Origin of the sequence: Pseudomonas sp. PSKL.D1 (assembly GCF_028898945.1) — a bacterium.
Lineage (GTDB): Bacteria > Pseudomonadota > Gammaproteobacteria > Pseudomonadales > Pseudomonadaceae > Aquipseudomonas.
The window spans coordinates 198,334-223,985 of record NZ_CP118607.1 but is presented as its reverse complement, the minus strand read 5'-3'; the positions used below and the strand labels follow the sequence as shown (position 1 = coordinate 223,985).

At 61.1% G+C, this 25,652-nt stretch carries 21 protein-coding genes and 1 pseudogene; 4 read left to right on the top strand and 18 right to left on the bottom strand.

Translation table 11 applies throughout. The features are described 5' to 3' along the window. Positions 1-190: 190 nt before the first annotated feature. On the bottom strand, positions 191-520 hold the full coding sequence (trxA, locus tag PVV54_RS00845) for a thioredoxin TrxA (RefSeq protein ID WP_009684153.1): 330 nt from the start codon (positions 518-520) through the stop codon (positions 191-193). 243 nt (positions 521-763) lie between these two features. Here trxA and ppx point away from each other — a divergent pair, with 243 nt between their 5' ends. After that, complete coding sequence (gene ppx / locus PVV54_RS00840) at positions 764-2,266, top strand: exopolyphosphatase (RefSeq protein WP_274908151.1); 1,503 nt, start codon at positions 764-766, stop codon at positions 2,264-2,266. Here ppx and ppk1 read toward each other — a convergent pair. Beyond that, a complete protein-coding gene (gene ppk1 / locus PVV54_RS00835; RefSeq protein ID WP_274908150.1) occupies positions 2,253-4,493 on the bottom strand; it encodes a polyphosphate kinase 1 in 2,241 nt (746 codons plus the stop codon). The two genes, ppx and ppk1, sit on opposite strands and share 14 nt — an antisense overlap. A gap of 215 nt (positions 4,494-4,708) precedes the next feature. On the opposite strand from ppk1, the gene PVV54_RS00830 reads away from it, so the two are divergent. Next, positions 4,709-5,353: a DedA family protein gene (locus PVV54_RS00830; RefSeq protein ID WP_274908149.1), complete on the top strand. Its 645-nt coding sequence runs from the start codon at positions 4,709-4,711 to the stop codon at positions 5,351-5,353. 501 nt (positions 5,354-5,854) lie between these two features. On the opposite strand, the pseudogene PVV54_RS00825 reads toward PVV54_RS00830, so the two are convergent. Next, a pseudogene (locus tag PVV54_RS00825) lies at positions 5,855-6,481 on the bottom strand (sterol desaturase family protein); the annotation flags it as partial. 113 nt (positions 6,482-6,594) lie between these two features. Here PVV54_RS00825 and elbB point away from each other — a divergent pair. After that, a complete protein-coding gene (elbB, locus tag PVV54_RS00820) occupies positions 6,595-7,260 on the top strand; it encodes an isoprenoid biosynthesis glyoxalase ElbB (protein WP_274908148.1) in 666 nt (221 codons plus the stop codon). Here the strand turns inward: elbB and PVV54_RS00815 are convergent, their stop codons facing one another. The 8 genes from PVV54_RS00815 to PVV54_RS00780 all read right to left on the bottom strand — a co-directional run bounded on the left by PVV54_RS00815 (position 7,261) and on the right by PVV54_RS00780 (position 15,817). After that, complete coding sequence (locus PVV54_RS00815) at positions 7,261-7,713, bottom strand: YaiI/YqxD family protein (protein WP_274908147.1); 453 nt, start codon at positions 7,711-7,713, stop codon at positions 7,261-7,263. Between the two features lie 116 nt (positions 7,714-7,829). Beyond that, positions 7,830-9,758 (bottom strand): FTR1 family protein, encoded by a 1,929-nt coding sequence (locus tag PVV54_RS00810; RefSeq protein ID WP_274908146.1) that lies wholly within the window; start codon positions 9,756-9,758, stop codon positions 7,830-7,832. A gap of 98 nt (positions 9,759-9,856) precedes the next feature. After that, positions 9,857-11,275 carry an efflux transporter outer membrane subunit gene (locus PVV54_RS00805; protein WP_274908145.1) on the bottom strand — a complete coding sequence of 473 codons (1,419 nt, stop codon included), beginning with the start codon at positions 11,273-11,275 and terminating at the stop codon, positions 9,857-9,859. Then, positions 11,275-12,147 (bottom strand): efflux RND transporter periplasmic adaptor subunit, encoded by an 873-nt coding sequence (locus PVV54_RS00800; protein ID WP_274908144.1) that lies wholly within the window; start codon positions 12,145-12,147, stop codon positions 11,275-11,277. Before PVV54_RS00800 ends, PVV54_RS00805 begins: the two co-directional genes overlap by 1 nt. Then, positions 12,144-12,356, bottom strand: a complete 213-nt coding sequence (locus tag PVV54_RS00795; protein ID WP_274908143.1) for a DUF1656 domain-containing protein — start codon at positions 12,354-12,356, stop codon at positions 12,144-12,146. The genes PVV54_RS00800 and PVV54_RS00795 overlap by 4 nt, the downstream gene beginning before the upstream one ends. Next, the gene (locus PVV54_RS00790; protein WP_274908142.1) at positions 12,353-14,440 is read right to left on the bottom strand and encodes an FUSC family protein; all 2,088 of its coding nucleotides are present in this window, start codon (positions 14,438-14,440) and stop codon (positions 12,353-12,355) included. The genes PVV54_RS00795 and PVV54_RS00790 overlap by 4 nt, the downstream gene beginning before the upstream one ends. Further along, a complete protein-coding gene (locus PVV54_RS00785; RefSeq protein ID WP_274908141.1) occupies positions 14,437-14,886 on the bottom strand; it encodes a MarR family winged helix-turn-helix transcriptional regulator in 450 nt (149 codons plus the stop codon). Before PVV54_RS00785 ends, PVV54_RS00790 begins: the two co-directional genes overlap by 4 nt. Before the next feature lie 136 nt (positions 14,887-15,022). Further along, the gene (locus tag PVV54_RS00780; RefSeq protein WP_274908140.1) at positions 15,023-15,817 is read right to left on the bottom strand and encodes a tetratricopeptide repeat protein; all 795 of its coding nucleotides are present in this window, start codon (positions 15,815-15,817) and stop codon (positions 15,023-15,025) included. Positions 15,818-16,023: 206 nt separating this feature from the next. On the opposite strand from PVV54_RS00780, the gene PVV54_RS00775 reads away from it, so the two are divergent. Continuing rightward, positions 16,024-16,581: a WYL domain-containing protein gene (locus PVV54_RS00775; protein WP_274908139.1), complete on the top strand. Its 558-nt coding sequence runs from the start codon at positions 16,024-16,026 to the stop codon at positions 16,579-16,581. Positions 16,582-16,678: 97 nt separating this feature from the next. Here PVV54_RS00775 and PVV54_RS00770 read toward each other — a convergent pair whose 3' ends face one another. The 7 genes from PVV54_RS00770 to PVV54_RS00740 form a co-directional block, all read right to left on the bottom strand. After that, positions 16,679-17,542, bottom strand: a complete 864-nt coding sequence (locus PVV54_RS00770) for an ABC transporter permease (protein WP_274908138.1) — start codon at positions 17,540-17,542, stop codon at positions 16,679-16,681. A gap of 14 nt (positions 17,543-17,556) precedes the next feature. Then, entirely contained in the window at positions 17,557-18,420 is an 864-nt protein-coding gene (locus PVV54_RS00765; protein ID WP_274908137.1) for an ABC transporter ATP-binding protein, read from the bottom strand. A 6-nt stretch (positions 18,421-18,426) separates the two neighbouring features. Continuing rightward, positions 18,427-19,446 (bottom strand): ABC transporter substrate-binding protein, encoded by a 1,020-nt coding sequence (locus PVV54_RS00760; RefSeq protein ID WP_274908136.1) that lies wholly within the window; start codon positions 19,444-19,446, stop codon positions 18,427-18,429. A gap of 17 nt (positions 19,447-19,463) precedes the next feature. Further along, on the bottom strand, positions 19,464-20,363 hold the full coding sequence (locus PVV54_RS00755; RefSeq protein ID WP_274908135.1) for a TauD/TfdA dioxygenase family protein: 900 nt from the start codon (positions 20,361-20,363) through the stop codon (positions 19,464-19,466). A gap of 283 nt (positions 20,364-20,646) precedes the next feature. After that, complete coding sequence (locus tag PVV54_RS00750; protein ID WP_274910363.1) at positions 20,647-22,005, bottom strand: HlyD family type I secretion periplasmic adaptor subunit; 1,359 nt, start codon at positions 22,003-22,005, stop codon at positions 20,647-20,649. 7 nt (positions 22,006-22,012) lie between these two features. Continuing rightward, positions 22,013-24,169 (bottom strand): type I secretion system permease/ATPase, encoded by a 2,157-nt coding sequence (locus tag PVV54_RS00745; protein ID WP_274908134.1) that lies wholly within the window; start codon positions 24,167-24,169, stop codon positions 22,013-22,015. Positions 24,170-24,214: 45 nt separating this feature from the next. After that, positions 24,215-25,552, bottom strand: coding sequence for a TolC family outer membrane protein (locus PVV54_RS00740; protein WP_274908133.1), 1,338 nt, complete (start codon positions 25,550-25,552; stop codon positions 24,215-24,217). Positions 25,553-25,652 lie beyond the last annotated feature (100 nt).

Genomic DNA, 25,652 nt, shown 5'->3' with positions numbered 1-25,652 from the left:
CGCCGCTAGATGGCGACAGGATCGCGTACTGATTCGAATTAGGGATGCTTCGGCGACGGCGTGCAGAGGGCACTTAAAAATCAGTGCGAGGCCGAATGTAACACTTGCTTTTTTCTGCGTCTAGTGGCCTTCGGGGGGTAAATTGTTCCTTGAGGCAAAAAAAAGCCCCGCTTTTGCGGGGCTTTTCACATCACAGGTGAGCGTCGAGGAACGCGGCCAGCTGCGACTTGGACAGTGCGCCAACCTTGGTGGCTTCGACGTTGCCGTTCTTGAACAGCATCAGGGTCGGGATGCCACGCACGCCGTGCTTGGCCGGGGTTTCCTGGTTGTCGTCGATGTTCAGCTTGGCGACGGTCAGTTTGCCCTCGTAGGTGGAAGCGATGTCGTCCAGAACCGGAGCGATCATCTTGCATGGACCGCACCATTCAGCCCAGTAGTCGACCAGCACCGGGCCTTGAGCCTGCAGCACTTCGGCTTCGAAGGTGGCGTCGGTGACGTGTTTGATCAGATCGCTGCTCATGGATATCTCCAGGGTCGTAAGCAAAAAACGTGGCCCATCATAGCCGCAGAGGCTGATTACAGGAAGTCACGGACGATTGAGTGTAACTATAGTTGTGCAAGACGCCGCGAATCGAAACTGTCACACAAGTGTCATAGCATCGAATGGCACATTGCCTTGCATCAAGCCCCGGTGAACCGCGCGTTGGCGACAGCCAAGGATCGTGGCACGATTGCCGGGTTAACGACCGAGAACACTCAGATCATGCCGCATACCACTGCGAAGAACCTGTCCCTGATCGCCGCCATCGACCTTGGCTCCAATAGCTTCCATATGGTCGTGGCCAAGGCTCACCACACCGAGATCCGTATTCTCGAGCGCCTGGGTGAAAAGGTTCAATTGGCCGCGGGCATCGGCGAAGACCGCCTGCTTACCGAAGAAGCCATGCAGCGAGGCCTGGAGTGCCTCAAGCGTTTTGCCCAACTGATCAATGGCATGCCGTCGGGCGCCGTGCGTATTGTTGGCACCAACGCGCTGCGCGAAGCGCGCAACCGGAACATCTTCATACAACGTGCCGAGAAGATTCTTGGGCATCCCGTTGAAGTGATCTCCGGCCGTGAAGAAGCGCGCCTCATCTATCTGGGCGTATCGCACACATTGGCCGATAACCCTGGCAAGCGCCTGGTTGCCGACATCGGCGGCGGCAGCACCGAGTTCATCATCGGCCAGCGCTTCGAACCGCTTCTGCGTGAAAGCCTGCAAATGGGCTGCGTGAGCTTCACCCAGCGCTATTTCCGCGATGGCAAGATTACCCCGGCACGTTATGCACAGGCTTACACTGCCGCGCGCCTGGAATTGATGAGCATCGAGAACGCGCTGCACCGCCTGACCTGGGATGAAGCCATCGGCTCATCCGGCACCATCCGCGCCATTGGCGCGGCCATCAAGTCAGGCGGCCTGGGCAATGGCGAAGTCAACGCCGAGGGCCTGGCCTGGGTCAAGCGCAAGCTGTTCAAGCTGGGCGAAGTCGACAAGATCGATTTCGACGGCGTAAAACCTGACCGCCGCACGATCTTCCCGGCTGGCCTGGCCATTCTCGAAGCCATTTTCGATGCGCTGGAACTGCAACGCATGGAACACTGTGATGGCGCACTGCGTGAAGGCGTGCTGTTCGACCTGCTGGGCCGTCACCACCATGAAGATGTTCGCGAACGCACGCTGAATTCCCTGATGGAGCGCTACCACGTCGACCAAGGCCAGGCTGCCCGTGTCGAGCGCAAGGCATTGCACGCCTTCGATCAAGTGGCCAAGGCATGGGATCTGGAAGACGGAAACTGGCGCGACTTGCTGGGTTGGGCAGCCAAAATCCACGAAATCGGCCTGGATATCGCCCACTATCACTACCACAAGCACGGCGCTTACCTGATCGAGCATTCCGACCTGTCTGGCTTCTCCCGTGAAGATCAGCAGATGATGGCACTGCTGGTGCGTGGCCACCGCCGCAACATCCCCAAGGACAAGTTTGCCGAACTGGGCGACGAGGGCGTCAAGCTGTTGCGCCTGTGTGTATTGCTGCGCTTCGCCATCCTCTTCCACCACATCCGTGGTAATCAGCAAATGCCAAAAGTGCAACTCAAGGCTGCCGGCGAGAGCCTTGACGTGGCCTTCCCAGAGGGCTGGCTGGAACAAAACCAGCTGACCCAGGCCGACTTCGCCAACGAAGCGGAGTGGCTGACCCGGGTCGGCTTTGTGCTTAGCGTACGTTAAGCACCGGGTTGCTCAGGCGCTCCAGCAGGGTCGCCTGGGCACTGCGCGGGTTCTGGTTACCGGTTGGCGTGCTGCGCACGTAGCGCCCGTCAGGTTGCAGCGTCCAGGCATGGGTGTTGTCGGTAAGGTAGCCTTCCAGCTCCTTTTTCACCCGTAGCAACAACTTCTTGCCTTCTACCGGGAAGCAGGTCTCGACGCGCTTGTCGAGGTTGCGCTCCATCCAGTCGGCGCTGGACAGGTAAATCTGCTCTTCGCCGCCATTGAGGAAGTAGAACACGCGCGTGTGCTCCAGGAAGCGGCCGATGATCGAGCGCACCTGAATATTGTGCGAAACCCCCGGAATACCTGGGCGCAGGCAGCACATACCCCGCACTACCAAGTCGATTTTCACGCCCGACTGGCTTGCCTTGTACAGCGCCTTGATCACCTTGGCGTCGGTCAGCGAGTTGAACTTGGCGATGATGTGCGCGGGTTTGCCCTCCAGCGCGAACTGGGTTTCCCGGGCGATCATGTCGAGCATGCCCTTCTTCAGGGTGAATGGCGCGTGCAGCAGCTTCTTCATGCGCAGCGTCTTGCCCATGCCGATCAGCTGGCTGAACAGCTTGCCGACGTCCTCGGTCAGGGCGTCATCAGAGGTCAGCAGGCTGTAGTCGGTGTACAGGCGGGCGTTGCCGGCGTGGTAGTTGCCAGTGCCCAGGTGCGCATAACGCACGATCTCACCCTGTTCACGACGCAGGATCAGCATCATCTTGGCGTGGGTCTTGAAGCCCACCACGCCATAGATCACCACGGCACCGGCTGCTTGCAGGCGGCTGGCCATCTGCAGGTTGGACTCTTCGTCAAAGCGCGCCCGCAACTCGATCACGGCGGTAACTTCCTTACCGTTACGCGCGGCGTCCACCAACGCGTCGACGATTTCGGAGTTGGCACCAGAACGGTACAGGGTCTGGCGCACGGCCAGCACGTGCGGGTCTTTGGCGGCCTGGCGCAGCAGGTCGATCACCGGCGTGAACGACTCGAACGGGTGCATCAGCAGCACGTCCTGCTTGCCGATCACGCTGAAGATGTTGTCGGCATTTACCAGCAGCTTTGGAATCGCCGGGGTAAACGGCGTGTACTGCAGCTCCGGGTGGCTGTCGAGGCCGGTGATGCTGAACAGGCGAGTAAGGTTGACCGGGCCGTTGACCTGGTACAACTCGCTCTCGCTCAGGCTGAACTGCTTGAGCAGGTAGTCCGACAGGTGTTTCGGGCAGGTGTCGGCCACTTCCAGGCGCACGGCATCGCCGTAACGGCGCGAGAACAGCTCACCGCGAAGGGCGCGGGCCAGGTCGTCGACTTCTTCGGAGTCCAGTGCAAGGTCGGCGTTTCGGGTCAGGCGGAACTGATAGCAGCCTTTTACCTTCATGCCCTGGAACAGGTCGTCAGCGTGGGCATGGATCATCGACGACAGGAATACGTAGTTGTCACCTGGGCCGCCCACATCCTCAGGCACACGGATAACCCGTGGCAGCAGGCGCGGGGCCGGGATGATCGCCAGGCCCGAGTCGCGGCCAAAGGCATCGACGCCTTCAAGCTCGACGATGAAGTTCAGGCTCTTGTTCACCAGCAACGGGAACGGGTGGGTCGGGTCAAGGCCGATCGGCGTGATGATCGGTGCGATCTCGTCGCGGAAGTAGCGGCGTACCCAGGTCTTGAGCTTGGGCGTCCAGTAGCGGCGACGGATGAAGCGAATCGCGTGCTTTTCCAGCTCTGGCAGCAGCACGTCGTTGAGGATCGCGTACTGGCGGTCAACTTCGATGTGCACCAACTCGCTGATACGCGCCAGGGCCTGGTGCGGCTGCAGGCCATCCGCGCCGGCCTGTTCGCGGGCGAAATTGATCTGCTTCTTCAGGCCGGCTACGCGGATCTCGAAGAACTCGTCCAGGTTGCTGGAGAAGATCAGCAGGAACTTCAGCCGCTCCAGCAGCGGGTAGGACTCATCCAGCGCCTGTTCCAGCACGCGAATGTTGAACTGCAGCTGCGACAGTTCGCGATGAATGTACAGGCTGCTGTCGTCCAGGCTTATCGTGGCGATGGCTGGCGCAGGCGCGGGCGCCGGGGCCGCAGCAACAGCGGTTTCAAGTACCGGCTCTTGAGCTTCGGGCAGGTCCGGCGGGGTCTGTACGACTTCTTCGGGGACGGCCTGGGCGTCCTTGATCGTGACAGGGGTGAGCACTTCATTATTCATCTGGACGTTCCTGGAGGACGTTAACGCCCTATCATCAATTACGCGGGACGATAAGCAGCCATTATGACGCCTGTGTGACAGCCTGATGCAAGCCGCGTCTTGTTGCCGAAGCCATTGTGGTTGTAGGAAATGTTCACGTCGAGACACATTTGGACACTTTCCCGAATGCGCGCGAAGGGGTAGGCTGCGCGTTCATTTCGCCAGCACCTCAGAAAATGCTTCAACAATTCCTGCAGGATTTCGGCTACTTTGCCCTTTTTCTAGGCACCTTCTTCGAAGGCGAGACCATCCTGGTACTTGCAGGGTTTCTTGCGTTTCGCGAGTACATGGACATCAAGCTGGTGGTTTTGGTCGCCTTTTGCGGCAGCTATGCTGGCGACCAGCTGTGGTACTTCATGGGCCGCCGCCACGGGCGCAAGATCCTTGCACGCAAACCGCGCTGGCAAGCGATGGGTGACCGCGCCCTGGAACACATCCGCCGCCACCCCGACATCTGGGTGCTGAGCTTCCGCTTCGTTTACGGCTTGCGCACAGTCATGCCCGTGGCCATTGGCCTGTCGGGTTACCCACCGCGTCGTTACCTTCTGCTGAACGGTATTGGCGCTGCGGTGTGGGCACTGGTGCTGGGTTTGGCTGCCTATCACTTCGGCGCCATCCTCGAAGGCATGCTGGGCAGCATCAAGAAGTACGAGCTATGGGTGCTCGGTGGCTTGCTGGGCCTGGGTGGCCTGCTGTGGCTGCGCCGTCGGTTTCGCACCATTCGTGCCGAGCGCCGTGCGGCGGCAGAAGCCCAGCCCGAGCAAGCTGATCAGGATGTAAACGCCGAGCAGCAGCCAGAACAACGGCGTGACCACCGCTAAACCCAAAGTGCCGGCCAGATACAGTGCCGGCACGGTCACCAGCAAACGCACCCATTCCAGCCGCATTGCCCAAGGCCGGTTTTCCAGTGCAGCGCCCAACGCGAACAACCCCAACGCCATCATCGACCAGCCCAGCATCAGCGCTGCGGTCGAGCTACGGCTAGCAACATCCATCAGGTAGCTGCCCAGCGCCACGTAGGCAGCGAATTGCAGCACGATATACACCTGCTGAGCCCTCCCCAACGCGATCTCGAACTTGCGAAACTGCGCCAGGTCTTGCTTGGCCTGTGGATAACGTGCCGCGACATCCGCAGGCCGCCATCCTGTGGGCATGAACCAGATGCGTAACTTGTCCTTCCAGCTGCCCGCGCGCCGGGCGTCGTTCCACAACTGGGCATAGAACTGCAGATTGGCCCACAACGGGTTCCAGCTGGCGAGGGGCGTGGTCACGCCGAAAATCACCGGCTCGGCAGGGTCTTCCTCCTTGAACGTACCAAACAGCCTATCCCAGAGAATGAACACACCACCGTAGTTGCGATCCAAGTAAACAGGATTTTGCGCATGGTGAACGCGATGGTTGGACGGCGTGATCAGCACCCACTCGAGCCAGCCCAGTTTGGGAATATGCCGGGTATGCACCCAGAACTGGTACAGCAGGTTCAGCGAAGCCACGGTGATGAACACCAGTGGCGGCACACCGAGCAGCGCCAACGGCAGGTAGAAAATCCAGGAAAAGATAAAGCCGCTGCTGGTCTGACGAAGTGCGGTGGTGAGGTTGTATTCCTCGCTTTGGTGATGCACCGAATGGGCCGCCCACAGCACATTGCGCTCGTGCCCCAGGCGGTGCAGCCAGTAATAGCAGAGGTCATACAGCACGAAGGCCAGCAACCACACCCACCACGCATGCTCGGGCAAGCGATAAAGCGCCAGGTGCTCCCAGGCCAAAGCATAGGTAACCAACCCTACCCCTTTGGTCAGCAGCCCGGTGCTGGTCGACAGCACGCCAGTGCTGAGGCTGTTCACGGAATCTGCCAACGTGAAATTGCGCTGGCCACGCAGGCGATCCGCGGCCAGTTCAACCGCGATCAGCACGAAGAAAAACGGCACGGCCAACAGAATCAGGTCCATGGGCAACGCTCTCAAGGGTTATCCACAGAGATTAGGATGCGCTCACACGAATCCCTATGGCCACATCTGCCAAACTAGAGGACATTTAGCGCCTCGAAAATGGAGTAATGAGCATGACCAAAAAAGTAGCGGTGATTCTTTCCGGTTGCGGCGTGTACGACGGTGCCGAAATCCATGAGAGCGTGATCACCCTGCTGCGCCTCGACCAGCGCGGCGCACAGGTGCAATGCTTTGCGCCCAACATCGCGCAGATGCACGTCATCAACCACCTGACCGGCGACGAGATGCCCGAGTCGCGCAACGTGCTGGTGGAATCGGCGCGCATTGCCCGGGGCGAGGTGAAGGACATTCGTGAAGCCAAAGCCGAAGAGTTCGACGCGCTGATCGTGCCAGGCGGCTTCGGGGCGGCCAAGAACCTATCCAACTTCGCCATTGAAGGCGCCGGTTGCACCGTTCATCCCGACTTACTGGCACTGGCCGAAGCCTTTGCCGAGGCGGGCAAGCCGGTTGGCCTGATCTGCATCTCGCCAGCGCTGGCTGCCAAGATTTATGGCCCCGGGGTGCTGTGCACCATCGGTAAAGACGCTGATACCGCTGCGGCAGTGACCAAGATGGGTGGCACCCACAAGGACTGCGATGTGCACGACATCGTTGAAGACGCCCAGCGCAAACTGGTGACCACCCCAGCCTACATGGAAGCCAAGTCCATCAGTGAGGCTGCTGGCGGCATCTACAAACTCGTGGACCGAGTGCTGGAGCTGACCCACGAGGGCGAATGATCAGCCTTTGCTGAAGCGGGTAAGGATGCGGTCCAGCGAATTGGCGAACGCCTGTTTTTCGCGTTCGCCATAAGGCGCCTGGCCGCCGCCGACCTGGCCTTGCTCACGCAGTTCGGTGAACAGGTTGCGCACGGCCAGCCGCTCACCCATGTTGCGCTCGTCGAACTCACGGCCACGCGGGTCCAGGGCCGCAACGCCCTTCTTGATGAGACGGTCGGCCAGGGGAACATCGCTGCAGATCACCAGTTCCCCGGGTTCGGCATGCTCGACCAGGTAATCGTCGGCCGCGTCCATGCCGCTGGGTACCACGATCAGGCGGACCACGGCAAAGTTGGGCTTGGCCACCGCCTGGCCGGCTACCATGATTACCTCAAGCTTGCGCTTGAGGGCGAATTTTACGATCAGGTCCTTGGCTGCCTTTGGGCAGGCGTCGGCGTCGATCCAGATGCGCATTGCAGAAATCTCTTTTTTCAGTGCTGGCCTCATCGCGGCTGAAGCCGCTCCTACAAGGGCACGCGTAACCCCTGTAGGAGCGGCTTTAGCCGCGATGAGGCCAGCAGCACCAACCTTTAAACTGCAGCCCGACGCTTCTCCGCCAGGCGACTGCGGCTGTATAGCACCACAATGGCCAACAACGCCACCGCCTGCGCCCCCAGCGAATAGGCATCGGCATGAATGCCCAGCCAGTCGAACTCGAAGAACGACACCGGCCGCGTACCCAGCACCCCCGCTTCCTGCAACGCCTTCACGCCATGCCCCGCAAATACCACCGACAACGCACACAGCAGCGCCGCATTGATGCTGAAGAACAACGACAGCGGCAGCTTCGCCGACCCCCGCAAGATCACCCAGGCCAGCCCAACCAGCAAGACCAGCGCCGTCGCACCACCGGCCAGCACTGCCTGATGCCCGGCAGGCCCTGCTTGCAGCCACAGGGTTTCATAAAACAGGATGACTTCGAACAGCTCCCGGTAAACCGAGAAGAATGCCAGCACCGCAAAGCCGAACCGCCCGCCTCCGCTGACAAGGCTGGTCTTGATGTAGTCCTGCCAGGCGGCAGCATGGCGACGATCGTGCATCCACACGCCCAGCCACAGCACCATCACCGCGGCAAACAACGCGGTACAGCCTTCTAGCAGCTCACGCTGGGCACCGCCAACGTCAATCACATAGGCAGCGAGTGCCCAGGTGGCGAAGCCCGCAACCAGTGCAAGGCCCCACCCGATGTTGACGCTGCGCACCGCCGACTGCTGGCCGGTGTTGCGCAGGAAGGCAAGTATTGCCGCCAACACCAGGATCGCCTCAAGGCCTTCGCGCAGCAGGATCAGCAGGCCGGAAATGTAGCTGAGCGACCAACTCAGGCCATCGCTGCCCAGCAGCTTGGCAGCCTGGTCCAGCTTGGCCTTGGCTTCGGTAAGGCGCTGTTCGGCCTGGGCCACGGGCAACCCATCCTGCAGGGATTGGCGGTATGCCATCAGCGATTTCTCGGTGTCCTTGCGGGCTTGGGTGTCGATGTTATCCAGCGAGCTTTCCACCAGCTCGAAGCCTTCAAGGTAGGCAGCAACCGACAGGTCGTAAGCTTGATCGTGGTCACCTGCTCGGTAAGCGGCCAAGCTTTTGTCGAGCGTGGTGGAGGTGTATTCCAGCAGCTGCGCAGGGCCACGTTTGACCTGCGGCGGCTGGGCCCGCTGGGCGCGGAACGCCTCCACCGCAGCAGCGCCTTCGCTGGCGCCGATCTCTGCCGGGGTTTGCCGTGCGAGGTCCGCTATGTTCCAGGTTTTGTCGCCTTTGCTGGCCTGCAGGTTAGCGGTGAAACTGGCGATGTAGGCTGCCACGTCCCAACGCTGACGCTCGTCGAGCTGGTCGGTGAACGCAGGCATTTCGGTGCCATCCATGCCCAGCCCCAAGGTGTTGTAGAGGTCGTACAAGCTTAACTGGTCCATACGCTGGGCATTGCGCAGGTCCGCTGGAGCAGGCTCAAGCCCCACTCCAGCCGGGCCGTCACCGGCACCGGTGTCGCCGTGGCAAATGGCGCAGTTCTGTACATAAAGTGAGGCGCCGCGAGCGGGGTCCGGCGTGATGATCGGGGCCTGGCTGACCTCATAGGCCACCGCCAGCCGCGCACCTAGCTGTCGCGCCAGACGGCCAACACTGGCCCCGTCCTGACGCTGGTCGATGGCTGAGCTCAGCGCCTGTGCGCCCTGCTGCAAGCCCGCCTGTTCAGCGTTGGCCGGCAGGCTTTTGACCAGTTCGGCCAAGGCTGCACTGGACTCCTGCTGCTCTCGGTATTCTGCCGGGTCTACTACCTTGCCGTCCCGCACGGTTGGTGGGTAATCGGCACCTATGTAGTCGAGCAAGTGCAATGCCTTGGCAGCATCGGCAGAGGATTCGGCCAGCACGGTAGTGCTGCACAGCGCCAGCACTGGCCACAGCAGCCAGGCAAGCAGACGGGAACGGGGATTCATGGCCAGTCTCGAAGGAGATGCGAAAGAGAACATTGTTCACTTCCACTTTGCTTCTCTCAAGATGTGCGGGCGGGTTTCATGAAAAATTTTGTGACAATTCGACATGGGGCCGCTGAGCGGCCCCGGCAATCTCACGGCTTGCCAACGTCCTTCCAGCCACCACCCAATGCCAGAAATACGCCAATCTGGCCCAACGCCACTTGGCTATTGGCCGCTGCCAGCTGCGCTCGCACGTCGGTGTAGGTGCGCGTTGCCTGCAAGTCGGCCAGGAACGACTCACGCCCGGCCTGGTAGTAGCGATGGGTCTGATCGGCGGCTTCTTTGGCCGACTGCTCTGCCTCGGCCAACGCATCGCGCCGGTCCAGCAAGGCACTGTACTGCGCCAGGCGGGTCTGGGTTTCGCGCACGGCGTTAAGCACCACGCCATCAAAATGTGCCAGCGCAGCCTGTGTAGACGCCTCGGCCATGCGGATGCGGGCACGGGTGCCGTTGGTCGGGATGTTCCAGCTGATTTGCGGGCCAAAGCCCCAGCGGTTGGTGGCAGGCTCGCCGAGGTTTTCCAGAATACCGATAGTGCCTACTTGTGCGCCGATGCTGATGTCGGGGTACAACGCGCCAGTGGCTACTCCAATGTTGGCGGTCGCGGCTGCCAGCTGGCGTTCAGCCTGGCGTACGTCAGGGCGGCGCTTGAGCAAGGCAGCGCCATCGCCTACCGGCACCAACTGGCTGAGGTGCGGCAGCTCGGCGCAATCGGCGGTGCCGGCTGGCAACTGTTCCACCGGTTTGGCCAGTAAAGCCGCAAGGGTGTACAGGCCGGTCTCACGCTCGGCCTTGAAGCGCGGCAACTCGGCCCGCAAAGACTTGAATTGGGTTTGCGAGCGGGTAACCTGGGTTTCGTCACCACGGCCAGCGTCACGCAGGCGCTGGTTGAGCTTTACGCTCTGCTCCTGCAAATCAAGCGATTCGCGGGCGATGTGGTATTCCTCATTGGCGGAACACACTTGCGTGTAGGCCTTGACCACATCGGCCACCAACGTGATGCGTGCGGTGTCAGCAGCAGCCTGTACGGCATCGGCGTTGGCCTGGGCTGCTTCGGTACCACGTTTGAAGGTGCCCCACAGGTCGAACTGGTACGAGGCACTGATGATCGCCTCACCGATGTTGGCCACCGGTACCTTTTCCGTCAGCAAGAAGGCTTCACCCGACTCTTGCAAGCGCTGCGCACCCAGTTTGACGCCGCCATTGAAGCCACCCTGCGATTCGGCCACTTCAACCTGGGCGCGGGCCTTGGCGATATTGGCGGCGGCCACGCGCAACTCGGTGTTGGCGCTCAAGGCCTGGTGCACCAACGCGTTCAGGCGTTGATCCTGGTACAACTGCCACCAGTCTTCGGGCACCGGCGCCGACATTACGCTATCGGCATCCTGGCGCAGCGGGCCGTTGAGGTCGCTGCGCTGCACTGCCGCACCCTTCGGCACTTCGTAATCGGGGCCAACCATCATGCAAGCCCCGAGCGACAGGCAAAAGCCGGCCAGGATCAGCTGTTTCATCAGTGCTGCCCCTCGATGATCGATACCGTGGCGGTGCGCCCGGCGATCATGCGGAAATCTTCCGGTACTTCGTCAAAGCCGATGCGCACCGGAATCCGCTGGGCCAATCTCACCCAGCTAAACGCCGGGTTGACGTTGGGCAGCAGGTTGGCACCGCTGCTGCGGTCGCGGTCTTCGATGCCGGCAGCAAAGCTCTGTACATGGCCACGCAGGCGGGTGTTGTCGCCCATCACGCGGATATCCACGGCATCGCCAATGTGGATGCCACCCAGTTTGGTCTCTTCGAAGTAGCCGTCGACGTGGTACGAGGCACTGTCGACCACCGACAACACAGGGCGCCCGGCAGTGACAAATTCGTGGTTACGCGGCGCACGGTCGTTGAGGTAGCCGTCGACCGGGCTGCGCACCACCGAGCGGTCGAGGTTGAGCTGGGCGGTATCGACTGCAACCTGTGCTTCACTGACGGCCGAACGGGCGCGGGCTTCACGGGACTGGCTTTCTTCCAGTTGCTCGGCCGCCACCAGATTGCCTAGCTTGCGGTTGCGCTGCGCTTCGCGCGAGGCCTGGGCCAATGTTTCCTGGCGCTCGCCGAGCGTGGCCTTGGCCTGGCGCAGGGCCAGGGTGAAGCGGTCCTGGTCGATGGTGAACAGCACATCGCCGCGTTTGACGGTCTGGTTGTCGCGTACTTCGACCTTCTGGATCAGCCCGGACACGTCTGGGGCAATCTGGATCACGTCGGCGCGGATGTGGCCGTCGCGGGTCCAGGGGGCGAACATGTAGTACACCACCATCTGCCACACGAGCACGGCGGCAAAGGTCACTACCAGCAAGGTCAGGACCACACGGCCCAAGGTCAGCAAAGGTTTATTCATGGCAGCATCAGGCTTCGGCAAAAGTGGTCCACCGCACCAAGCAGCACGGCATACAGGGCAACGTTGAACAGCGCCCGGTGCCAGACCAGGCGGTAGAAATGCACACGCACCAGCACCGCATGCACCCCGAGGAACAACAGGTAGGTGCCAAACATCATCACCAGCAGCGTGGGCAGGAACACCCCACTGATATCCAGTTCACCAATCACAGGGGCGCTCCGTCCAGGCCGGGGGGCAGTTGCGGTTGTTCGGCGGGCTCGAGCATCACTTCCACCCCCGGCAACAAGGCCAGACGCAGGCCGCTGAGGGCATGCAGCAGGTGGGTGCGGGCATCGCCACGTTCGTAAAGTTCGTCAAGGTTCAGTGCCAGGCGGGCGCGTTCCATGTTGCGCAACAGCGCCGCCGGGGCATGCAGGCGCTCACCGGCACGCAGGCAGGCAGCGTAGTGGGCGCCTACTTCGTCGATCACTGTTTGCAGGCGCTCGCGGGCTTGCTGGCCGGCACGCGGCAGGTATGCCTGCACGTCGAGCAAGTTCAGCCCAACCCGCACGTCACGCAGGGCCGCGCCGCTGTCCTGGCCGGTCTGCGACAACCGCGGCAGGTGCTGCATGAGGCGGTCGAGCATCTGCACGCCGACTTGGCGTTGTTCTGCCAGGGTGCCGGGTTCGGTCATTTCTACAATGTCGCGCCAGACGAAGCGGGTCATGCGCTTGGCCGCCAGTTCCACACCAAACGGGCGCATTACCAGAGTCCAGATGAAGGCAAACAACAGGCCCACCGGGCCAGCCAGGTTGGAATTGAGGAACGTGAAGAAGTCCGCGTCGTAGGCACCCTGGATGCTGATAAAGGTCGAAGTGTTGACGATGGTCAGCAGCGTGCCCAGGTAAAAGCGCGGTTGCACGGTCAGGGTACCGACGATGATGAACGGCACGGCAAACGCCAGCACCAACATCGGGAAGTCGTGCAGGTTGGGCAACACCAGGAACAGGTACAGGCTGGAGAAGATCACCGACATCAAGGTCCAGAAGAAGAACCGGTAGATCTGAGGTGCCGGGTCATCCATGGCTGCGAAGAAGCTGCAGGACACTGCGGCCAGAATGACCGCGCTGGCGCCATCGTTCCAGCCCAAGCCTATCCACAGGCCGCAGGCAACGATGATAGCCAGCACCGTGGAACACACGGAATAGAGCATCAGGCCACGGTCGAAGAATGGTGTCAGGCGGCCCAGGCGCCAGTGGCGGTACGCCGCGCGCCAGGGTTTGGCATCGTCACTGCGCAGGGCATGCTGCAGGGTGCAGCAGTCTTGCCAGAGGTCCGCCCATTCGGTCAGGCGGTAGAGGGCGTTGGACAGCAGCAGTTCGGACCGCTGGTCAAGGGCGGCAGCGCCGGGCTGCAGGCGGTCGATCTGCTCGTGCAGGGCGGTCCAGCGGGCGACCGAGGCGTTGTCGGCGGTGCCTTTGAGCCATTCACGGGCTGCGGCCAGCAGCGGTTGCAGTTGCGCGAACTGGGCCGGCGCACGGCCCTCAAGGGCGACCAGCGCATCGTCGAGCGCATCAATTACCGGCAGCAGGTGGATCATGCGCCCACGCAGTTCGCGAGCGTTCTTCAGGGTATGCGGGCCCGCCCCTTCATGGCCGAGCTGGCCAATCATCAATTCCAGTGAGTTGAAGGTGGCGACCATCGCGCCGCGCATGCCACCCACCTTATCGGCAGCCACATCGCGGGCCAGGTAGGTATCGCTATAGCGTATTGCCTCACTGAACCAGGAGCCCGTGGCACCAACTACCACCGGGGCCAACCGGCGCGGCCAGAAAATCGCCCCAACCACGGCCGCACAGACAATGCCCAGGCAAATTTCCTGGGCGCGGGAAGAGGCCACATCGAACACTGCCAGCGGGTTGTCGACCACGGCCAGGCCAATCATGGGCAACGTGTAGCCTGCCAGCATCAGCACATAGTTGTTGGCAGTACGCAGGTTAAGCGAGAGGTACAGGAGCGTGCCGGTCCAGAGGGCGATGGCGACTGTCAGCAACAGCGGGGACTGCACAAGCGGCGGCACCAGGAAAATCGCCCCACCGGCGCCGAGCAGCGTGCCCAGGGCGCGGTACAACGCCTTCGAACTGGTCGGGCCTACAAACGGGCTGGAGACGATGTAAACGGTAGCCATCGCCCAATACGGACGCGGCAACTGCATCAGCAAGGCGATGTACAGGGCAATCATCGAGGCGCCAAACGTGCGCACGCCATAGAACCAGTCGCGGGCGGGCGGCACCGAGCTGAAGAAACCGTTCATGCCACCCCGCCCGAACCCAAGCCTGCGGCCTCGAAGGCACGCAGTACGCGTAAAGCCGCCTGCAGGTCAGCTTCGTCAATGCCTTGCAACACCTCGTGGCGTACACGCACCAACTCGGCTTCGATGGCCTCTGCCAGCACCCGCCCTTCAGCGGTCAGGCTAAGTGCCTTGGCGCGGCGGTCCAGTGGGTCTTCACTACGGCACACCAGGCCGGCCTTGCATAACTGATCCAGCAGGCGCACCAGCGACGGGCTTTCCAGGCCTGCCGCCTGCGCCACGGCAACCTGATGCACGCCATCACCCAGGCGCACGATCATCAGCAATGGTGCGGCGCAGGCTTCGGAAATACCGTAGCTGGTCAGGGCTGTGTGGCAGATACGGCGCCAATGGCGGCCGGCAACCACCATGCCACTGCTAACTTGCAAGCGCAGGGAGTCAAGGGTCATGTGAGGAACCAAGGATATTCATAGTTTGCTAACTATCAATATACGCCTTGGCCTCCCCCTGTCGTCAACAGGGGGCGACAGAGCGCTGATGAATTGTTGTTCATGCGCAGGTAAGTAAAACGCTGTGTAACCCCCATCAGGGTTGGGCCTGGTCTTCCAGCTTCATGGCCAGTGCCAACGTGCTGCCCATCTGCACCGCGCGATCCCGCCAATCCAGATAACGCCCCGCATCACGCCTGCTGAAATGCACCGCCAACTCCTCGGCCGCCTGCATCACGCCGGTAGCCGCCGCCAACTCCAGCCAGTAGAGGCCGGCCTTGAGGTCGGCCTCCACGCATAGCCCATGCAGCAAACGGTAACCGACCTCAAAGCGGCACCTGGCATCGCCACGTTCGGCACCCCGCAAAAACCATTGGTACGCCTGAGGCATGTCGACCTGCCAGCCCAGGCTGGCGTCGCACACCTCTTCTTCGAACAGGTCGCCCAGTGCGGCGGCAGCGTGCCAGATGCCGCGCTCGAATGCCTGCCGGTAACATTCCGCCGCTTGCAGGTAGGACGTTTCAACCCCTTTGCCGAAGTAGTGCTGCTGGCCCAGGTTGAACCACGCAGCGGCATTCCCCTGCAGCGCCGCCATGCGCAGCAGGTGCCCGGCAAGGCCAGTGTCAGCGCGCCAGTACTTGCCGTTCAGCCAGATCCAGCCGAGATCATTGAGCGCAGCTACATTGCCAGCCAGGGCCTGCTGCCTAAGGTCGGCATACACCGCTTGCACGTCGGGCGCTTCGTCGAGGCGGTTGACCAGCAGCGCGCGTTGGCTCGGTAGCCCTACGCCAGCAAACAACCGTTGCCGGCGCCCGGCGGGGGTCGGTGCGGTAATGACCTGCTCGGGCAAAAGACGGGCGAGCAGCGAATGGATATTGCTGACAGCAGACATGTTCATCCTCATTGAACGACCCACAGGCCCGACCGCGGCTGTGCTGAGGCGTGATTCTGCGCAATGCCACGTCAAAACCTGTCGCGAACGATCTGGTAGCAGGCAACCAATTGCCAATTGCCTGATCTCATGCAGCCATGGCTAATTGCCATGATCCGCTCGTGCCGCCATCCTGTTGCAGCAAGCCTAGACAAGGACGTTACCTTTTGCCGTTCGCCACCACCCGCGCCACCCTCTGCCGTCAGTGGGCGCTACTGCGCCAACTGCCCAGCCGCTCCCCTGGCATAACCAGCGCCGAACTGGTGTGGCGCTTGCGGGATGTGGGTTTCGATGTCAGCAAGCGCACGATCGAACGCGACTTGAACGAGTTGTCGTTGATCTTCCCTCTTGAGCGAAATGACAAGAGCATTCCGTTTGGCTGGCACTGGTCGGCCCAGGCCGCTGGAGATGTGCGAGGCAATTTCGACTTGTTGGGTTATTTGCGCAATGAAACGCTAAAGCCGGCGCTGGGCGAAGGCCTGGAATTGCTGGCATGGGTTAACGATCAGGTGGCTCGGCGGTTACGTGATGAGCCGTTGAGCCCGGACATGCAGCTGACTGCACTGGAGCAAGGGCACCGCTTGCGGGCCACCGTGGAGGACGGTTGGCCGCTGCGCTGGTGGTTGCTTAGCCAAGGGGACGGTGTGGTGGTGGAGCAGCCAGGCGAGCTGCGCGATGAGATTGCCAGGGCCTTGAGCAATGCGGCTGCCCGATACTTGATTTGAATGCCTGTGATGGCCCTATCGCGGATAAATCCGCTCCTACAGACGGTGAAATCACTGTAGGAGCGGATTTATCCGCGATGAGGCCGGCACAGGTATGTCATCGCTGCATGCCCCAGCGTCGCACGGTCAACCGCTCCAGGGTATTGAACACCAGCCCTTCGACCAACAAGCCGATCAAGATCACCACGGCCAACCCGGCAAACACCTTGTCGGTATACAGCTCGTTACGGTTCTGGAAAATGTACCAGCCAAGCCCACCCTTACCGCTGCTCGCCCCAAACACCAGCTCTGCGGCAATCAGTGTGCGCCAGGCAAATGCCCAACCGATCTTCAGCCCAGACAGGATCGACGGCAGCGCCGCTGGCACCAAAATGTGCAGCACCAGCCTCAAGCCCTTCAGGCCGTAGTTACGCCCCGCCATGCGCAGCGTTTCCGACACCCCCAAAAAGCCCGCGTAGGTGTTCAACGCCAGCGCCCAGAGCACCGAGTGCACCAGCACGAAGATCAGGCTGTTGTCGCCCAGCCCAAACCACAACAGGGCCAACGGCAGCAACGCGATTGCCGGTAGCGGGTTGAACATGGAGGTCAACGTGCCAAGCAGATCGCGCCCCAACTGGGTAGAAACCGCCAAACTGGTCAGGCCAAACGCCAGCACAATACCGAGCACGTAGCCCTTGAGCAGAATCACCAGCGAAACACCGACCTTGGCCGGCAGCTCGCCGCTGATCAGGCCGTCCCACAGTGCCGTGGCTGTTTGCAGAAAGGTCGGCAGCAACAGGTCATTGCCTTGATAACGGGCAATGGCCTCCCACAGCGCAGCGATCACCGCGAGAATCACCGCCTTGCGCAGCCAACCGTGCTGCCACAGGCGCTGTGCCAGCGGCAAGTTGCGTTCAAGAGGCACACTGAGCAAAGGCTCCAGCTGCACCTCGTATTCCTGGCGTACAGGTGTAGGGGTCATGACTGAAGCTCCTGTCAGTAGGCGATGCGAATGTCGTTGAAACCCAGGCCGTCGGCCTGCTCCGGGATTTCGGCCTCATCGAACAGCAACCGATGGATACGCCGTGCATCAGCCTGAAAATCCGTCCCCCCCAGGCTGCCAAGGTCGTACTGATGGCTGTGCACCTCGGCACGCACCCTGCCCGGGTGCGGCGACAACAGCAAAATACGGTTGCCGACCACCAGCGCTTCCTCAATGGAGTGCGTGACGAACAACAGGGTGAAGCGCACCTCTTCCCACAACAGCAACAGCTCTTCCTGCATCTTGCGGCGCGTTAAAGCGTCTAGCGCGGCGAAGGGCTCGTCCATGAGCAAGATTTTGGGTTGCGTGGCCAGTGCGCGGGCAATGGCAACACGCGCCTTCATCCCGCCCGACAGGGTGTGCGGGTAAGCATCGGCGAAAGCCGCCAGCCCGACTTTGTCCAGGTAATGCAGCGCCCGCTCTTCAGCCTCGGCACGCTTGAGTTGGCCGGAAACCAGCAGCGGGAACATGACGTTCTGCTTCACCGTCTTCCATGGCGGCAACTGGTCGAACTCCTGAAACACAACGATGCGATCCGGCCCGGGGCCGCTGACCGGTTGGCCTTGCAGCAGGATCTGCCCTTCCTGTGGGCTGATAAACCCTGCAACTGCCTTGAGCAAGGTGGACTTGCCGCAACCGGAAGGCCCAAGCAGCACGAAGCGGTCTGCACGATCCACCTCGAAGCTGACCTGGTGGGTGGCCCGCACCACGCGCTGCGCGGTGCGGTATTCGAGGCTCAGGTTGTCCACCTTGAGCAGAGGGGGTGTCGCGACACGGCTCAGGTTGCTGGCCGTGTGGCCTGGCAATGGGGCGGTCATGGCTGATCAGCTCCCCTGCAACGGGCGTTCATCCTGGAAGAAGTAATCCTTCCACGATTCCGGCTTGTTCTTGATGGCACCTACCCGGTACAGGAAGTCAGCCAGTTTGTAGGTGTTCTTGGGCGTTACAGTGAACTCGTACTGCGGGTTGTCGATCAGCTTGATCAAGGTGTCGCGGTCGATCTTTGCCTTGGTCACGCGGATGTACGTGTCGGCAGCAGCTGCCTTGTCCTTCTGGGCAAAGTCGGCGGCTTCAGCCAAGGCATCGACGAAGGCCTTGTAGGTCTTGGGGTTGTCCTTGCGGAATTTCTCGGTGGCGAACAGCAGGGTTGGCGAGTTGGGGCCAAGCAGGTCATAGCTGTTGAGCACCACATGCACGTCTTTGTTGGCCAGCGCCTGGTCCTGGAACGGTGGGTTGGAGAAATGCCCGTTAAGCTCGGTGCCGCCCGCCAGCAGCGCTGCGGTGGCATCCGGATGCGGAACGGCAAGGGTGTACTTGTCGAGGCGGTTGTATTCCTTGTCACCCCACTGTTGGGCAGCGGCATACTGCAGGAAGCGTGACTGCACTGAAACACCCACGGCTGGCACCGCAATACGGTCCTTTTCGGAAATGTCGGCGATGGTCTTCACATTCGGGTTGCTGCTGACCAGGTAGTACGGGAAGTTGCCCAGCGAGGCGACGGCTTTCACGTTCTGGCGGCCTTTGGTGCGGTCCCACACGGTCAAAAGCGGGCCAACACCGGCCCCGGCGATGTCCACCGAACCGGACAGCAACGCATCGTTGATTGCCGCACCGCCGGAAAGCTGGGCCCAATCAACTTTGATGTCGAGGCCTTGCTCCTTGCCATGCTTTTCGATCAGGTTCTGATCACGTACCACATTGAGCAGCAGGTAAACGATGCCGAACTGCTCGGCAATTCTAATTTGGCCTTCGGCCTGGGCCACGGCCGGCGCCGCTAGGCTGCCGACAACCAGGCTGGCGCCCAGGCCAATGCTTGCCGCCAGGCGGCTGATGGATTTGCGCATGATGTATTCCTCAGTCGTCAGAACGGGGCATCGCCCTGGATGGTGGTACGGAAGAGTTTGCGCCGCAGGTGCGCGGGGCAGCCGGTGGCGAGGTGGATCAGCGAACGGTTGTCCCAGAACACCAGGTCGTGAGGCTGCCATTGGTGGCGGTAGATGTTCTGCTCTAGCACGCTCAGGGCATACAGCTGCTGCAGCACGTCCTGGCTTTCATCGTCCGGCAGGCCAACGATGCGGGTGGTGAAGCCCTCGCTGACAAACAGCGCCTTACGGCCGTTTTCCGGGTGGGTACGAACTACCGGGTGAATGACTTCCTTCACTTGGGCCAGTTGCTCGGCGGTCAAGGTCGGGCGCCAGTTGCCTTCGAACTTGGTTTCGGCATAACGGGCGGTGTAGGAATGCGCGGCATGGCGGCCTTCGACGATTTTGCGCAGTGCTTCCGGCACTGCGTCCCACGCCTTGTGCATGTCGGCGAACAGGGTATCGCCGCCCTCACTGGGCAACTCCTGGGCATGCAGCATCGAGCCGAGGCTGGGAAGCTCTTTGTAGGACAGGTCGGAATGCCAGAACTTACCGGCATCACCCAGGCCAATGTTTTGGCCGTTTTCGATGATGTTGGAAACGATCAGGATTTCGGGGTGGCCGGCCAGCAAAAACTGTTTGAGCACATGGATTTGCAGCTCACCGAAACGACGGCTGAAGTCAATTTGCTGTTCGGGGCTGATGCGTTGGTCACGAAACACCAGCACATGGTGGTCGAGGTGGGCGCGATGAATTCGGGTGAAATCCTCGGCATTGACCGGCTTGGCCAAGTCCAGGCCGATGATCTCGGCGCCGACGGCACCGGGAAACGGGCGGATTTCAAATAGTTGCGGCTGGGCGCTGTCGTTGGACGACAAGGCGTTCGAGGCGGCTGGCATGTTTCACTCCCACGCAGTGCGCGACTTCAATGGCGCGCAACGATCAGAAACGCACGGGGGCTACCCGTGTGGGTTCAAGTCGTGCGGCGCATCGATTGGTCGACGGGTACGCAGTGGGATTGAATATAAAGGAATAAGAAAAATAATTTAAATATCGTTAATGAATAACGATATGAACAGGAATGCGTGATCCTGAAGAATATGTGCTGGCCGCATCGCGGATAAATCCGCTCCTACAAGACCGCGTAGGAGCGGATTTATCCGCGATGCGGCCGCCCCAAAACTACCGCTCGCGCAAAGCCTCGGACCGCGCTTTCATGATCGGCTTGAGCAGGTAGCTCATGATGGTTTTCTTGCCGGTCATGATATCCACCGTGGCGACCATCCCGGGGATGATCAGCAGCGGCTTGTCGTCAGTGCCCAGGTGGCTTTTATCGGTGCGCAGCTTGATCACGTAGTAGGTGGTTTTTTTGTCTTCATCCGTGATGGTATCGGCACCGATCTGCTCAAGCTTGGCCTTCAAACCGCCGTAAATGGTGTAGTCGTAGGCCGTGAACTTGACGGTCGCTTCCTGGCCAGGGTGGAGGAAGGCAATATCCTTGGGCAAGATCTTGGCCTCGATCACCAATGAATCGTCCAGCGGTACGATCTCGACGATGTCACTGCCCGGCTGGATCACGCCGCCAATGGTGTTGACCAGCAACTGCTTGACGATACCGCGCACCGGCGAGGTAACGAGCGTGCGGTTTACACGGTCGTCCAGCGCCTTGCTGGTGGCAGTGGCCTTATCCAGCTCGGTACGTGCTTCGTTGAGTTTGGTCAGGGCGTCGCTGCGGAACTTGCCGCGGGTTTCTTCAATCTTGCTCTCGACTTCCCGAATAGCCGCTTCGGCTCGCGGGATGGCCAGCGTGGTGGCATCCATCTGGCCACGGTTTTCGACCTCGGCCCGGCGCAGGCGCAACACCTCAACCTGGGAAATCGCACCCTGAGCAACCAGCGGCTCGGACATGGAAATTTCCTGGCGCAGCAACTGCAGGCTGTTGGCGTACTGGGCACGCTTGGAGTTGAACTCGCGCAGCTCCTGCTGACGCTGCACCAATTGCTGCTGTAGGCCGCCAATCTCGTCCTGCAGTTGCTGGCGGCGGCTCTGGTACAACGATTGCTCGTTCGCGGCCTGGCTTGGCGCGGCCTTGCGCAGTTCTTCGTCAATCTGCAGCGGTTTGTCATCCACCTCGGCGCTCAGGCGCTGCACGCGCAGGGCCATGGCCAGCCGGTCGGCCTCGGTTTCGCCGACGTTGGAAGCAAAGCGGGTTTCATCCAGGCGCAGCAATGGCTGGCCGACTTCCACCACCTGCCCTTCCTTGGCGAAGAGCTCGGCAACAATGCCACCCTCAAGGTTCTGGATCTTCTGCACCTTTGACGATGGGATCGCCTTGCCTTCGCCGCGCGTCACTTCATCGATAGGTGCAAAGCAGGCCCAGACAATCAGGAACACGAAAAACCCGATCACACCCCAGATGGTCAACCGCACCACCCGTGGGGCATCTTCGATCAGCGCTTTGTTGACCTCAGGCAGCGGCTGCCCATTCAACGACTCAGAGCCTTTGAAATAGCGGCGCAGGCCGTCCTTGAAACGCCCCATATCCAGCTTATGCAACACTGATCTGCCCCTTCTTCAACGCATCCATGACCGCGGCCTTAGGGCCATCGGCGACAATCTGCCCACGGTCGATGACGATCAGCCGGTCGACCAGCGACAGCAGCGAAGCACGGTGGGTGACCAGCAGCACGGTCTTGTTCTCCACCACGGCCTGCAAGCGTTGCTTGAGGCGTTCTTCGCCAGTGTTGTCCATGGCACTGGTTGGTTCGTCGAGCAGCAGGATTTGCGGGTTGAGCAACAGGGCGCGACCCAGCGCCACGTTCTGGCGCTGGCCCCCGGAGAGGTTCTGGCCGCGCTCGCCAACCTGCAGCTCGTAACCGTCGGGGTGCAAGCGGGCAAATTCGTGCACACCTGCCAGCTCGGCGGCCTGCAGGATCAGTTCGTCTTCGATGTAGCGGGCGCCGCTGACCAGGTTATCGCGCAGGGTACCGGCCAGCAGCTGGATGTCCTGGGGCACATAACCGATGTTGTGGCGCAGTTCACTTACGTCAATCTGGCGAATGTCCACGCCATCGACCAGCAACGAACCCTTGTCGGCTTCGTAAAGGCCAACAATCAGCTTGGCCAACGAACTCTTGCCCGAACCACTGCGGCCGATGATGCCGACTTTCTCGCCGGGGCGAATGCTCAGGTTGATACCTTTGAGCGCCTGGTTTTGCTGATTCGGATAGGTGAAATCGACACCGCGGAATTCGATGGCGCCCTGCAGCACCTGACGGCTCAGCGGGCGCTCCTCGAAGTTGCGCTCCTGCGGCAGTTCCATCATCTGGTCAGTGGAGGCCATGGTTACCTTGGCCTGTTGATAGCGGGCCAGCAGGCCATTGAGCTGGCTCAGCGGGCCGAGGGCGCGACCACTGAGCATGTAGCAGGCCACCAGGCCGCCCATGCTAAGAGTGCCATCGATGATCAGGTAAACGCCCACGCAGATCATCGCCACACCGGCCAGTTGCTGAATCAGCATGGTGATATTCATCGCCAGGCTCGACAGCACTTTCACCCGCAGCTCCAGCCGGCTGAGGGTGCCGAGAGTCTGCTCCCACATGTACTGGCGCTCGCTCTCGGCGTTGTTGACCTTCACCGCGTCAAGGCCGGCGAGGGTTTCGATCAGGCTCGACTGGCGCTCGGACGCCAAGGCCATGGTGCGCTCCATGGTGGCCATCAAGGGCCGCTGCAGCGCATAGCCAATGCCAAGCGCCAGTGGGAACGCCAGCACCGGAATCCACACCAGGTGGCCGCCGATAATGGCGATGACGATCAGGATCAACAACGTGAACGGTAGGTCGATCAGGCTGGTCAGTGTCAGCGAAGCGAGAAAGTCACGCAGGCCCTGAAACTCATGAATGTTCTGGGCAAAGCTGCCGACCCGCGCGGGCCGGTACTTCATCGACATGCCCACGATACGCTCGAACAGCGTGGCCGAGATGATCAGGTCTGTTTTTTTACCGGCCAGATCCAGGCATAACCCGCGCAGGCCCTTGAGAATCAGATCGAAAACATAAGCACCGGCGATGCCGACGGCCAGCACCCACAGGGTTGCGGTGGCCTGGTTGGGCACTACCCGGTCATAGACGTTCATCACGAACAACGGCGCCGCCAAAGCGATGATGTTGATCACCAGGCTGGCGGCGATTGCATCGATGTACAGCCATTTGCTGCGCAGGAGGGTGTCGCGGAACCAGGAGCGGGCGCGCGGGATAAGGTTGCCGTGGTTGACGTCGAACTTGTGCTGCGGCTGGGCGAAGAACACCCGGCCACTGTAGTCGTCCAGCAATGCCTCACGGCTGACCAGCACCTCGCCGCCGTCGCTCTCGCTGAGCAGCAGGCGGGCGGTATCCTCGTTCTCCCAGCCCAGCATAACTGCGGCGCGGCCTTCTTTGAGCAGCAACATGGCAGGCATGGCGATGCTCGGAATTTGCTCCAGCTTGCGCTGCAACAGGCGCCCCTGCAGGCCGGCGCGGGCTGCTGCACGAGGCAACAGCTCCGGGCTCAGCCGTTGCGCAGGCAGCGGCAGGCCAGTGGTCAACATCGCCCGGCTGGCGGGTTTCTGATGCAGCACACACAGGGTCAGCAGGCTATCCAGTAGCGGATCGTCATGCTGACTGCGTGGATCGTGGTTGAGTTGGACTCGACTGACTTCGGATTCCACGCGGTGCTCTCTTCAACCTTACGGGTAGATGGGGTCGGGTGAGCCTCAGTTCAGGCCTGGCAGGTTCACCTTGGGTTTCAAATCGTTCTGCACAACGGTGGCCATCGGCGCTACAACGCCTTGGCTCTTGAGCAGCTGGCCAATGGTCGCCTTGATTCGGTACTGAGTAAACAATTGAATGTTTTTTACTTCTACCAACCGACGTTGAGCGGTGAAGGTTTCATTTTCACTGTCGAGCAAGTCGAGCAAGGTTCGCTCGCCAAGGCTGAATTGCTGCTGATAGGCGCTGCGCACACGGTTGCTGTGGTCAACGTATTGCTGGGCGATCGGGACCTGGGCGTTGGCGTTCTCCTGGGCGTTCCAAGCCAGGCCCAATTCCTCGTTGAGTTGGCGCAAGGCATTGTTGCGAATGTCCAGCGCCTGGTTGGCCAGGTACGACTTCGACTCCAGGTCTGCCTTGTTGCTGCCGCCGGCATACAGGTTGAAGTTCATGCGCAGCATGGCCTGCCATTCATTGTTATGGCCAGCGATGCCATCGATGTTGTTGTCGGCCGTCCGTCCGAGCTCTGCATCAAAACGCGGGTAGAACGTAGACTTCGCCGCTTCGTACTGTTTTTCCGCTGCGGCAATGTCGGATTCTGCCGAACGCAGTACCGGGCTGCTTTCTACCATCTGCGCGCGGGCTTCCTCCAGCGTGGCTGGCAGCAAGTCGATGAAAGGTGCGGGTGCGCTCAGTTCTTCGGGCATGCGGCCAACCACGCTCAGGTAGTTGGTATTGGCATCAGCCAGGTTGGTCTTCTCGGTTATCAGGTTGTTTTGCGCCTGTGCCAGGCGCGCTTCAGCCTGGTCGAGGTCGGCCAGGCGGCCAACGCCACGGCTGGTACGCAGTTTGATCTGGTCGAGGATGCGTTCGTGGTTACGCAGGTTTTCTTCTGCCAGGCGCACCATTTCGCGGCGGCTCAGCACATCCAGATAAACCTGGGCCACGTCGAGCCCGGTACGCTCCGAAGTACCCATCAGCGAGTAAGCGCGGGCATTGGCGGTGGCCTGTTGGCGGCCGACTTCGCTGGAAGTGGCAAAACCGTCAAAAACCATCTGGCGCAAACGGATCGCTGACTCACCTCGGTTAAGGGTTTCCCAACGATTGGCAGTACTCGGGCTGTCGGTGCCTTCCCGGCCGTAACCGGCTGTCACATCTACCCGCGGCAAATAGCCGCCCTTGGCAGCACGCAGCTGATAGTCCGCCGCCACGCGGGCATTGACCCCGGCCTGGATCTCGGGGTGAACCTCAAGCGCCGCCTGCATGGCTTCAGGCAGTGTCTGAGCGTGTACGAAGGAGGCGGCAAAGGCCAGTGGTAGAGCGGTAAAAAGAGATGCACGCATTGTTTACTGATCCCCGAGGGCGCTGTTGTCCTGAAGCACGGCTGAAGCTGTTCAGGCTTGGAAAATGGCAACCTGATTTGACCGATGAGCGAGCTTCCAA